Here is an 11,899-nt window from a genome sequence, read left to right as displayed (position 1 = left end):
GTTACAGTCAACGGTTTTCAAGACCGCCGCATTCGACCACTCTGCCATTTCTCCAATGGTCTGCATTACTTCCGTATTGCGAGTGCAAATATAGACACTTCCTTTAATTCTGCAAAAAAATATATACTAAAAAACACTCTTTTTTTCAACTGTAAAACTAACTCTCTCGACATGAAATATTTATAAGCAATAAAAAAAGGTCTGAATAAGTAAAAAACTTATCAAGACCTTTTTATTCTTTAACTAAAAACTAATTATACTATTAGTAATTGATATATTCTGTAATTTCCAAACCATATCCTGTCATCCCCACTCTTTTGCCTTGAGCAGAATTAGACAGCAATTTAATCTTAGAAATATTTAAGTCATGTAATATCTGTGCTCCGATACCGAAGTCTTTTTCATCACCTGATAATTTAGGTGTATCAAGATCTAACTTCCCTCCTGCATTTTTAAGTACTGCTAACCTATTTAAAAGACTTGCATTATGATCTTCTTGATTAATAAACAGTATCGCTCCTTTATCCTCTTCATTAATTTTAGCAAATGTATTCTCCATACGGATACTTAATTTACCACTTAAGGCATCGAGAATATCATTATTACCTATTGTAGAATTAATACGTGTTAAAACAGCCTCATCAGCATTCCAATCCCCTTTAGTCAAAGCGATATGCACTTGTCCATTTGTATTCTGTTGATACGCTCTTAATCTAAACGTACCATATTTAGTATTTAATTCGAAGTCCTCTTTCTTTTCAATCAAACTATCGTGTTTCATACGATATGCAACAAGAGCCTCTATCGAGATTATTTTAAGATCCCATTTCTTAGCTACTTCCATTAACTGTGGCAAACGAGCCATAGAACCGTCTTCATTTAAAATCTCTACTAAAATACCTGCAGGTTTAAAACCAGCTAGTCTTGAAATATCTACTGCTGCTTCAGTATGACCAGTTCTTCTAAGCACTCCTCCTTCTTTTGCTATTAAAGGGAATATATGCCCTGGACGACCAAGATCTTCTCCAGTAGTTTCTTCTTTTACTAATGATTCTATTGTCTTAGCACGATCGTATACAGAAATACCTGTTGTACATCCATGTCCTTTTAAATCAATAGATACCGTAAAAGCAGTCTGATGTAACACAGTATTATTATTCACCATTGGGTGCAAATCTAATTCTTGACATCTTTCTTTTGTAAGGGGGGCACAGATAAGTCCACGTCCATGAGTAGCCATAAAGTTGATCATCTCTGGAGTAACCATTTCTGCTGCAGCGATAAAATCGCCTTCGTTTTCACGATCCTCATCATCTACCACTATGATTACTTTTCCAGCTTTGATGTCTTCAATAGCTTCTTCTATAGTGTTTAATTGAATGTGATTATGTGACATTATAGTTGTATTTTGTTGTTTTGTATTATTTCTTCTTTTGTTGTTTTTTTGATTTTAAAGCAACAAATAAATCTTTAAATGTATCTAACGACAAGCTAAAGCTAACATCTCCATTATCTCTTGTTGCTTTATAAGTTAGATATATAGCTAATGGAGTAAGAACTAATGATCCTATCCATCCTCCAAAAAATGGGATAATTCCATCTTCTTGAGCCATCTTTCTTCCAAAAGTATTTATGAAGTGATAAGTAATAAAGATACCTACTGCAAATACAATTGGTAAACCAATTCCTCCCTTTCTAATAATAGCTCCTAATGGCGCTCCAATATAGAACATTAAGAAACACGAAAAGGCAATCACAAATTTCTCATATAGAGCTAACCAGTGATCATTAATTTTTTTTACTTGATTCAATATAGAAAGGTCATTACTTTCTGTATTAAAGCTAATATTATTAGTATAATCTATAGCGGCTTGTAATATTCTACTCTGATTATCATAAGAAAAGTCCTTTATTAAGTCTGCATCAGCTATTTCTATTTTTGCAATAGTATCATTAGTCATACTATTTTTCTCCATTGATAATATATTCCCTAATCTCAGAGTTAAATTATCTGTATTAGACGCTTTCTCTACATTCATAGAACGCTGAAGAGAGTCTATAGTATAGTTCAGCTCTTTTATATTAAGCATACCATAGGTATTCGTAATCTTATCTTCATCTTTCCCCTCATCTTGAAAACTACTCAAATCTATATTCATCGTGTATTTCTCAAAAGAAGTTTTGATAAATGGTTCTTTCTTCTGCTCTTCATAGTTCTTCGCAACTACATCATCGTAATAGTTACCATCAAATAAATGAAGCTTTAAGATATTAGACGTTTCTTCTGTTTCTAATTCTCCGTTAACAGATCTAATTACTGTTTTATTCTCATAACCAGAACTAGATTTGACATGCATCGTTACATTGTCTAAATATTGACCTTTATCTCCTGTCTTAGCATCCACTTTTATATTGACTTGCCCCAAATCATTAAACTGTCCTGCAGCTATTGCCATAGCAGGTTTTGTTTGAATAATTTCTTTTCGAAGATTTAAAAAACGATATTCTGCCTTTGGAATAACGTCATTGGCAAACCAAAAAGATACCCCTGCTAATATAAATATGAATATCGACAGTGGACGCATCGCTCTCTGAAGAGAGATTCCTGACGCTTTCATAGCCGCAAATTCATAGTTCTCTGCAAAACTACCAAAGGTCATAATAGAGGCTAACAAAACCGACAAGGGTAATACTAATGGTACCATCTTAGGTGAATAGAACAGTAAGAACTGAACAATCACAATCAAATCCAAATCCTTTCCTGCTAATTCTGAGATGAATAACCACACTCCTTGTAGGATAAAAATAAAGTATAAAATAGCGAACACTGTTAGCAGTGTCGATATAAAGCTTTTTAAAATATAACGGTCAAGTAATTTCACTTAAATCTTTAATCTATATTGTTGATGTAATAATTAGGGTACAACGACTGTGTAAAGGTAAAATGATTTTTCGACATTGACTGATTTGTTTTAAAAGAATTAACCGTCAGTGTTGATTTAGAACCGTCTTTATTTACTTGGATCTTGTTATAGATATCTTTTGTCGCTGTATCTATCCCTAGATATACCTCTTTTATAACAGACTTTTTATCCGTAGGTATTAGTTTTATATACTGTACTTTCTTACCATCTACATTCTGTAGAATATCCCACTGAAATGTATACCCTTGATTAAAAAAAGTCAGCATCTGAGAAGGCAATATCCCATCTGCATTTTTTTCATTGAATTTAGAGACAGTCACTTCTTCATCTTCATCAGAGATGGTATATATCTTCTTGCCATCATATATCTTCTTTATCCCCATAAATGTAAGGTTATACAAATCTTTCTTAAGATCTAAATGTCCTTTGCCATCGAAGTCTTTACTAGCTCCTTTTTGATTAAATGAAAAATCTATTGAAATATTCTCATACCCATTTATCTTCTTCGTTACCTCTAACAAGTAATTCTTAGCTCGTTGACTACTCTGTGCATTTGCTGAAAAAGCAAATAGTACCATCCCTATAAGTGCAATAATCTTTCTCATTCTATTTCTTTAATTGTTGTTCTCTTCATTATCGAAAAACTGATCTAAAGCTATCAAATCTGGTACATTCACTGTACGTGCCTTACTTCCTTCGAACGGCCCTACAATGCCCGCTGCTTCAAGCTGATCAATTAACCTTCCTGCGCGATTATAACCTAGTTTCAACTTTCTTTGTAACAGTGAAGCTGACCCCTGCTGTGCTGTAACGATGATAGCTGCAGCATCTTTAAACAGAGGATCTCTCTCACTGATATCTACATCTAAATTACTAGCTCCCTCTTCACCTACATATTCTGGCAATATATAAGCCTCTGGATAAGCCTTTTGTGATCCTATGTACTCTGTCAGCTTTTCTACCTCTGGAGTATCTACAAAGGCACATTGTACACGTACCAAATCATTCCCTTGTGTGTACAACATATCCCCTCTACCGATCAACTGATCAGCTCCCTGCTGATCTAAGATCGTACGAGAGTCTATCTTAGAAGTCACTCTAAAAGCTACACGTGCTGGGAAGTTCGCTTTAATAATACCAGTAATAACGTTTACAGATGGTCTCTGTGTAGCGATAATTAAGTGGATACCGATAGCACGAGCCAACTGAGCCAAACGTGCGATAGGTGTCTCTACCTCCTTACCTGCTGTCATAATCAAATCTGCAAATTCATCCACTACTAATACAATATAAGGCAAGAAGCGATGTCCATTCTCTGGATTTAGCTTGCGCTGTTTGAATTTCTCGTTGTATTCTTTGATATTTCTAACCATCGCATCTTTTAGTAAAGTATAGCGGTTATCCATCTCTATACACAGAGAATTCAATGTATTAATAACTTTCGTATTATCTGTTATAATAGCATCTTCCGAATTGGGCAATTTAGCTAAATAATGTCGTTCTATTTTATTAAATAAAGTTAATTCTACTTTCTTAGGGTCAACTAATACAAACTTCACCTCGGCTGGATGCTTTTTATACAGAAGTGATGTCAATAGTGCATTCAGTCCTACAGACTTACCTTGTCCTGTAGCCCCTGCCATTAGAAGGTGTGGCATTTTAGCTAAATCTACTACGAAGGTCTCATTCGAAATCGTCTTACCAAGAGCTACTGGCAATTCCATTTCAGCACTCTGAAATTTAGGAGAAGCTATCACACTTCGCATAGATACGATAGAAGGACTGTTATTAGGTACTTCGATACCTATCGTTCCTCTACCTGGTATAGGCGCAATAATACGGATACCTAATGCTGATAAAGAAAGAGCGATATCGTCTTCTAAGTTCTTAATCTTCGAAATACGAATACCCGCTTCTGGTACAATCTCATATAGTGTAACTGTAGGCCCCACAGTAGCCTTAATCTGAGCAATATCTATCTTATAGTTACGCAGGGTGTCTACGATTCTATTCTTATTCTCTTCTAGCTCTTCTTGATTAATCGTAATTCCTGAGCCACTGTATTCTTTCAATAATTCAATAGAAGGAAACTGATAATTAGACAATTCTAATGTAGGATCAAACTCTCCAAAGTCTTGAACTAATCTAGCTGCTAAATTCTCTTCTAAACTTCCTTCATCTTTTATTTCTTCAATAACAAAATCATTAGTAGCTGTCTCCTTTGCAGTCACAGCATCCCCTTTATCTAAAGGCTGTTTAGGGTTTTTATGATCTAATACTAACTCAGAACTATGCTCTATCGTAGGCTTCATATTCTTTGAATCTACTATAGCAGATTTAGGAGATACAGGCTGTTCATAGATACTAAAATCTTCTTCTTTTACAGGGGTTTCCTGTTTAGCAGATGGGGTTTCTACCTCTTTATTCACTGCTGCTACAGGCTCTGTATTTTCCTGATTCACCTGTCCATTATTATCAAAGTCAGCAGGAGTCTCTATATGTTTCTTTTTAAACTTCTTAAAGAACGCTGGCAACCCTTCTAGTCCTTGACGAATAGAGGTAGGCGATAATTTAAATCTAAACAACGCAAAAGCAATCGCAAAGAATAACAATAACAATACCGTACCTGCTGTACCTAGATAATCTACAAAGTACAGATTTAACTCATATCCTACTGTTCCTCCTAAAAGAGGATTGCTACTCCAGAAAAATCCTAAGAATACAGAAAGCAATAACATCGAGAACAAATCCCAAAAAATCACTTTTTTGATTCTTCTAGCGGGTATAGTGAAAAAGGCATAAATACCTGAATGAACTAATAACTTTGCAAAGAAGAAAGACGCCACTCCGAAGCCTTGGTATATAAAAAGGTGAGCTAGATATGCCCCTAGTTTACCTAACCAGTTAGCTACCTCCACCTGTCTATCTCCTAATAATTCTAAGTTACTCTGATCTTCTATCCCTGTGATTAAATAGGATATAAAACTTAATGTTAATGCAATACCACTGATGATTAACAGTATAGTGATTAAGAATCGGCTATTGATATGTATAGTTGTATCAAATCGTTTGGCCGTATTCGTAGATTTTGTAGTTTTCTTTTTTGTTATATTTTCTTTTTCCATTTCCTTTTTTATTGACAATATGGCTATATTGTTTTCAACCTAATCCTTTTTATAACAATAGACTGCTAGTAAATCATTCAACATACTAGCAGTCTATGTATATAAAACCATTATTTTAAAGCAGCGATAGCTTTTTCATAATTTGGTTCATCTGCTGTCTCAGCTACTTGTTCTGTATAGATTACTGTACCTTCTTCATTTAAGATAACAATAGATCTAGACAACAACCCTTTTAAAGGACCGTCTGTAAACAAAACTCCATAATCTTTTCCAAACTGTCCGTCTCTAAAGTCAGACAACATCTCTACATTCGCAATTCCCTCTGCTCCACAGAAGCGTCCTTGTGCGAATGGTAAATCTCTTGAAATACATAATACTACTGTATTCTCCAGTTTAGAAGCATCTTGATTAAAATGTCTTACAGATGTAGCACATGTAGGTGTATCCACACTTGGGAAGATATTTAAGATTACTCTTTTCCCTTTATAGCTAGCTAATGTTTTATCAGCTAAATCTCCTCCTACTAAATTGAATGCAGGAGCTTTCGTATTTAATCCTGGTAGTGTTCCGATAGTTTGGATAGCATTACCTTTTAATGTTACAGTCGCCATATTGTTTTATTTTTTAGGTTACACAAAAATAAGTAAAATTCGATAGAATATAATGCTAAATACTGATAGATATATTAGCAAAACCTAAATGTAATAAATATATAATCAATGAGGCTCTCGAATGCAGTCTTCTAGAATTGGGCTACAGTCTTACTTACGCCTAAAAACAAAAAAAGGACTGTACTCAGAGTACAGTCCTTAAAAATTTTATAAAGAGAGTTTTATTTATCTATTGATCCTAAAACTCTTTGCATAAAGGTATTCAACGCTTCTTTTTGGGTAGCTCCTTCTTTTACAAGCTTTTGAACTTCTAGAGCCCCATACATATTAGAAATAAGTTCACCGATCACGTCTAGTTCTTCATCTTTAAGAGAAGGCACCTCAGTTAGGTTTTCTAATACTTCTAGCGTTTCTATAATATAATCTTGGTCGTTATCTTCAATAAATTGAGATAACTGTCTTATCACTGGTAATTTCATTCTATATAAGATTTATGAAATTATACAATTTCGTTTACTAATTCGTGTAACACCTCAGTTTTATTTGTCTGAGTTTGGTTAACTAATTTACCGTTTACGAATGTAGCAAAAGTTGGTAAATTGCTTACATCAGCCAATTTTCTTGACTCAGGGAAGTTCTCAGCATCTGCAATTACAAATGTCATATTCTCTTTCTCTGTTGCCAATTTTTTGAATTTAGGCTTCATAATTCTACAATTACCACACCAAGATGCAGCATATTGAACAACCACTTTTTCATTTGAATTTACAATTTCTTGTAAATTATCTTTATCTAGTTCTAAAAGCATTTTTTTTAAATTTTGGGTTAGTAACCTGGTTTATTTCTTAGTGTTTGCTTAAGTACTCAGCTACACCTTTTCTATCAGCATTCATTGCATCTTTTCCTTCTTCCCAGTTAGCTGGACATACTTCACCATGAGTTTGTACGTGAGCATAAGCATCAATTAATCTGATGTACTCATTTACGTTTCTTCCTAATGGCATATCGTTTACTGATTCGTGGAAAATTTTTCCAGTCTCATCGATTAAGTAAGTAGCTCTATATGTAACGTTAGATCCTTCGATTTGAACTGAATCTAATTCTTCATTATATACTTCGTTTTCTACATCTAAGATTCCTAATACTGAAGATAAGTTTCTTTGAGTATCTGCGATAATTGGGTAAGTAACTCCTTCGATTCCACCATTGTCTTTTGCTGTGTTTAACCAAGCGAAGTGTACTTCGTTAGTATCACATGAAGCTCCAATAACCATAGTGTTTCTTTTTTCAAACTCTGGTAAAGCTGCTTGGAAAGCGTGTAATTCTGTAGGACATACGAATGTAAAGTCTTTTGGGTACCAGAATAATAATACTTTTTTATTGTTTTTTGTTGCTTCTTCGAAAATGTTGATTCTTAAATCATCTCCCATTTCAGACATTGCGTCTACTGTGATGTTTGGAAATTTTTTACCTACTAAAGACATAATAATTTATTTTAAAGTTAATAATCTTTCTTGATTTCTTTTACAAATGTAAGACTAGTAAACACGATAATCTATTAATCTTGATTATTGTTTTTTATTCTAACATAAGTAAAATCTATTCTTATATTACATTGTCTATCTCTTAGTTTAGACATGTCTAAAGATAGTGATTTTATATAGAACTATAAAATCTTAGCATGTTATAATAATATTAATAAAATGATATTTTTACCTAACCTATACGATATCACCTGCTTCACAGACCTTCTTATTTGTCCTGTATTCACTTTTGTCGTTTTTCTTATACAACAAAATAATTTCTCTCCCTTCTTCCAAACCTTTAATTTCCTTGTCCTTTTTTCATTTTTATAGCAGTGATCGCATAGCTATCGGATACTTATCGCATAGTGATCGCATACTTTTAGCCCTTTTTTATGCGATCACTATCCGACTAACTTCCTATCACAAACTGACCACCCCAAAAAATAAGCAATAAAAAAGGGCGATAAGCTCAGTATCAACTAAGTTTATCGCCCTTTCTCTCTATATTATATAAGGTATCTCTTATGCCTTATTCACTATCTTTCTAATTTTATAATTAAATGCTGCATATAATAAGGTCACAAATGGACTCAAATAATTAAAAAACGCATAAGGTAGATAGGTCATCGTAGGTATTCCCAATACTCCTGAGTGATAGGCTCCACAAGTATTCCAAGGAATCAATACTGATGTCACAGTCCCTGAATCTTCTAATGTACGGCTCAGATTCTCTGGTGCCAATCCTTTTGCCTTATAAGCATCTGAAAACATCTTACCTGGTACCACGATAGATAGGTACTGATCTGATGTCATCACATTAATCGCTAAACAACTGGCTACTGTACTAGCAAATAACCCAAATACATTATTAGCAATATTCAACAATGCCATCGAAATCTTCTGTAAGGCTCCAATAGCCTCCATCGCTCCACCAAAAAACATGGCACATAGAATCAACCAAACTGTATTCAACATACTTGCCATCCCTCCTGCTTCAAACAATCCGTTTAAACTCTCTAATGGCGACAAGATTCTGATATCTGTAGTCAGTGCTAGCATAACACCTTTATATGCATTATAAAAATTAAATGCATCTCCTCCTGATACTGACACTACGATGTCTGGCTGGAAGATTAGTGCAAATACACCTCCTAAAAGAGTTCCTATCAATAATGCTGCTATAGGTTGTACTTTCTTAACGATCAAAAAGACTACAAATACAGGCACTATAAATAAAATAGGTGTAATATTAAATGTATCTGCTATGGCCTGTAACGTCACTGATGTATCTACATCTCCTCCATGACCATATAATATCCCTAAAATAGAGAACAACACTAAAGTAACTATATAAGTAGGTACCGTAGTATAAAGCATATATCTGATATGGGTAAATAGGTCTGTACCAGCCATCACTGGAGCAAGATTAGTCGTATCTGATAATGGTGATAGCTTATCTCCAAAATACGCTCCTGATATTACCGCCCCTCCTATCATACCTATAGGCATACCTAGCGCATTCCCGATACCTACTAGTGCTATCCCTACTGTGGCTGAAGTAGTCCATGAACTACCCGTAGCAATAGATATAATAGAAGTAATAATCAGACAGGCTGGAAGGTAAATAGCAGGGTGTAAAATCTGAAGCCCGTAATAAATCATGCTAGGTATAATACCACTCAAAAGCCATGTCCCTGACAAAGCTCCTACTAACAATAAAATAAAGATAGCACTAGAGGTATCTCTTACATTATTAATTATCTGCGTAATCACCTTATCATAACTCACATGATTAAAGAGACCAACAACAGTAGCTATAGAACCACCTATTAATAAAATAAACTGATTAGTACCAGACAAGGCGTCATCCCGGAACACAAACACATTAATAGCTAATAATCCTACTAAAATAACAACAGGAATTAGCGATTGAAATAATGTGATAGGTTTCTCTACTTTGTCGTGTTTACTACTCATTTACTTAAAACTTAAATTTATTCTGTTGCGAAAGTAACGATTTTACAGTTATATCTTATCTAAAATAAAACATATTACATTATATCCCTAAAAAATATCCAATTTACTTTACTGATTCATAGTTTATTATAAAAACCAACTCCAATAAAATTAATTAAAGGTTTAAAAAAATTGTTAAAAACAAAACTAATTCCTATATTTACTACATACATATAAAGCAATTTATATGCACTCTTTATGTACTATCTCTAAAAAAGAGATACATTTAGATATAAAATATTGTTGTTTTGATGTTTTTAGAGGACATCATATTAAGCTACTTATCTACAATAAGTAGCTTTTTTATGTACCTATGATAGTGCTACCTTCCAGTAGACCGTGTGTACTCATACTTCATATTCAATATCTTATTTGTTTTTTTTAACTATCCACTGTATTAATTTCACAAGGATTATTTGTCTAAGACTGAATCCCAAACTAACTTTGCTGTTATATCAAAACTCAACAATATGATAGTAAGACACAAAAAGCATATTATACAAATGCTTTTTATATGGAAAGGGTCTGTCCTTAAAAAAATATTTCCAACACTACTGGCTATCTTTGTATTCTCTTGGATTGTCTATTTTGCTCATTACCTATTCCCTGATGTAATTATACCTCTTAATGTAGGAGCATTTGCTTTAGTAGGTATTTCCTTAGCTATATTCTTAGGATTTTGTAATAGTGCAGCTTATGACCGCTTCTGGGAAGGGAGAAAACAGTGGGGAAGCTTAGTTATACATTCTAGATCACTTGCCTTTCAAATTCAAAACTACATAGATGAAAGCCCTTCGTTCTCTAAAAAAGAGAAACAAGAGGGAATCAAGCTTATTATAGCTTTCTGTTATCTCTTAAATAAACAATTGAGAGAAAAAACAGATTATGAAGTGATACGTCAGTACCTGAAAGAAGAGGTGTATCAAGAAATGCTGACTAAAAAATTTAAACCCGCTTTTATCTTAAACGAATTAACGAAATGGATTGCTGCACAGCAACGAGCAGGTAGATTAGATACGATAACTCAAGCTAGAATAGACAAGAATATCGATGAGCTATCTATAGTATTAGGAGCCTGTGAACGCATCGTTCATACAAAGATCCCGTTTGTATATTTTGTTATTCTACACAGGACGGTCTATGTGTACTGCTTTATACTTCCATTCGGATTAATTGACCTTATTATCTGGACGATGCCTTTCTTTGTGACCTTCGTAGCCTATACCTTTATTGCTCTGGATGCTGTAGTAGCTGAAATAGCGGAACCATTCGGAGAAGAAGAAAATGACTTAGCATTAGATCAGATGTGTGCTAATATAGCATATTCATTAAGTGAAATATCAGAAATGCCTCTACCAGAACTGATGACACCTGATAAGAACTATATCGTTACATAATATGTAAAGCATCCCTAACTTATATTTATAAAAAAAGCACTTCTCTCGAAGTGCTTTTTAGTTATAATTAAGCGTTAATTAAATTTAAAGATTCTTGAAGTTCTGGTTTTTCTAGAACATAACCGTTTACCCATTTCGTTAATCTATCTACATCATAAGGTAATAATTGATTAATAGCTTTATGAAGTTCTTTGTAAAATAACTTTGGATCAAAACTTACATTCTCAAGTATAGTTTTTGCGAAATCAAACATTAAACGTGTTTTCATATCTTTTACTTTTATCTTACTACATAGTAAAC

The 11,899-nt window shown here is 33.7% G+C and carries 11 protein-coding genes; 1 reads left to right on the top strand and 10 read right to left on the bottom strand.

Translation table 11 applies throughout. From position 1 onward, the window contains the following. Window positions 1–262: 262 nt before the first annotated feature. The 9 genes from ribB to nhaC all read right to left on the bottom strand — a co-directional run bounded on the left by ribB (window position 263) and on the right by nhaC (window position 10,163). A complete protein-coding gene (gene ribB / locus AABL85_RS14905) occupies window positions 263–1,396 on the bottom strand; it encodes a 3,4-dihydroxy-2-butanone-4-phosphate synthase (protein ID WP_286414610.1) in 1,134 nt (377 codons plus the stop codon). Window positions 1,397–1,421: 25 nt separating this feature from the next. After that, window positions 1,422–2,882: an LptF/LptG family permease gene (locus AABL85_RS14900; RefSeq protein ID WP_286414608.1), complete on the bottom strand. Its 1,461-nt coding sequence runs from the start codon at window positions 2,880–2,882 to the stop codon at window positions 1,422–1,424. An 8-nt stretch (window positions 2,883–2,890) separates the two neighbouring features. Then, the gene (locus tag AABL85_RS14895; RefSeq protein WP_286414606.1) at window positions 2,891–3,529 is read right to left on the bottom strand and encodes a LolA family protein; all 639 of its coding nucleotides are present in this window, start codon (window positions 3,527–3,529) and stop codon (window positions 2,891–2,893) included. Between the two features lie 9 nt (window positions 3,530–3,538). Further along, window positions 3,539–6,049 carry a DNA translocase FtsK gene (locus tag AABL85_RS14890; protein ID WP_341310668.1) on the bottom strand — a complete coding sequence of 837 codons (2,511 nt, stop codon included), beginning with the start codon at window positions 6,047–6,049 and terminating at the stop codon, window positions 3,539–3,541. 110 nt (window positions 6,050–6,159) lie between these two features. Further along, the gene (gene tpx, locus AABL85_RS14885) at window positions 6,160–6,660 is read right to left on the bottom strand and encodes a thiol peroxidase (RefSeq protein ID WP_286414602.1); all 501 of its coding nucleotides are present in this window, start codon (window positions 6,658–6,660) and stop codon (window positions 6,160–6,162) included. Window positions 6,661–6,881: 221 nt separating this feature from the next. Beyond that, entirely contained in the window at window positions 6,882–7,139 is a 258-nt protein-coding gene (locus AABL85_RS14880; protein WP_286414601.1) for a DUF6952 family protein, read from the bottom strand. A 20-nt stretch (window positions 7,140–7,159) separates the two neighbouring features. Further along, a complete protein-coding gene (locus tag AABL85_RS14875) occupies window positions 7,160–7,468 on the bottom strand; it encodes a thioredoxin family protein (protein ID WP_006258627.1) in 309 nt (102 codons plus the stop codon). A 37-nt stretch (window positions 7,469–7,505) separates the two neighbouring features. After that, complete coding sequence (locus tag AABL85_RS14870) at window positions 7,506–8,144, bottom strand: peroxiredoxin (protein ID WP_006258628.1); 639 nt, start codon at window positions 8,142–8,144, stop codon at window positions 7,506–7,508. A gap of 564 nt (window positions 8,145–8,708) precedes the next feature. Further along, window positions 8,709–10,163, bottom strand: coding sequence for a Na+/H+ antiporter NhaC (gene nhaC, locus AABL85_RS14865; RefSeq protein WP_286414598.1), 1,455 nt, complete (start codon window positions 10,161–10,163; stop codon window positions 8,709–8,711). A gap of 509 nt (window positions 10,164–10,672) precedes the next feature. On the opposite strand from nhaC, the gene AABL85_RS14860 reads away from it, so the two are divergent. Further along, complete coding sequence (locus tag AABL85_RS14860; RefSeq protein ID WP_286414596.1) at window positions 10,673–11,599, top strand: bestrophin family protein; 927 nt, start codon at window positions 10,673–10,675, stop codon at window positions 11,597–11,599. A gap of 67 nt (window positions 11,600–11,666) precedes the next feature. Here AABL85_RS14860 and AABL85_RS14855 read toward each other — a convergent pair whose 3' ends face one another. After that, window positions 11,667–11,867 (bottom strand): hypothetical protein, encoded by a 201-nt coding sequence (locus AABL85_RS14855; RefSeq protein ID WP_006258632.1) that lies wholly within the window; start codon window positions 11,865–11,867, stop codon window positions 11,667–11,669. Window positions 11,868–11,899 lie beyond the last annotated feature (32 nt).

The organism is Myroides odoratimimus, from assembly GCF_038039805.1.
Lineage (GTDB): Bacteria > Bacteroidota > Bacteroidia > Flavobacteriales > Flavobacteriaceae > Flavobacterium > Flavobacterium odoratimimum_B.
The sequence above is the reverse complement of the archived record's forward strand: the minus strand, read 5'-3'. Positions and strand labels throughout refer to the sequence as shown.

What these genes read in the sequence shown, in the direction of transcription:
- AABL85_RS14890 (WP_341310668.1), bottom strand. Translation starts at nt 6,049, where the DNA reads ATGGAAAAAGAAAATATAACAAAAAAGAAAACTACAAAATCTACGAAT.
- AABL85_RS14860 (WP_286414596.1), top strand. Translation starts at nt 10,673, where the DNA reads ATGATAGTAAGACACAAAAAGCATATTATACAAATGCTTTTTATATGG.
- tpx (WP_286414602.1), bottom strand. Translation starts at nt 6,660, where the DNA reads ATGGCGACTGTAACATTAAAAGGTAATGCTATCCAAACTATCGGAACA.
- AABL85_RS14875 (WP_006258627.1), bottom strand. Translation starts at nt 7,468, where the DNA reads ATGCTTTTAGAACTAGATAAAGATAATTTACAAGAAATTGTAAATTCA.
- AABL85_RS14895 (WP_286414606.1), bottom strand. Translation starts at nt 3,529, where the DNA reads ATGAGAAAGATTATTGCACTTATAGGGATGGTACTATTTGCTTTTTCA.
- AABL85_RS14880 (WP_286414601.1), bottom strand. Translation starts at nt 7,139, where the DNA reads ATGAAATTACCAGTGATAAGACAGTTATCTCAATTTATTGAAGATAAC.
- AABL85_RS14855 (WP_006258632.1), bottom strand. Translation starts at nt 11,867, where the DNA reads ATGAAAACACGTTTAATGTTTGATTTCGCAAAAACTATACTTGAGAAT.
- AABL85_RS14870 (WP_006258628.1), bottom strand. Translation starts at nt 8,144, where the DNA reads ATGTCTTTAGTAGGTAAAAAATTTCCAAACATCACAGTAGACGCAATG.
- ribB (WP_286414610.1), bottom strand. Translation starts at nt 1,396, where the DNA reads ATGTCACATAATCACATTCAATTAAACACTATAGAAGAAGCTATTGAA.
- nhaC (WP_286414598.1), bottom strand. Translation starts at nt 10,163, where the DNA reads ATGAGTAGTAAACACGACAAAGTAGAGAAACCTATCACATTATTTCAA.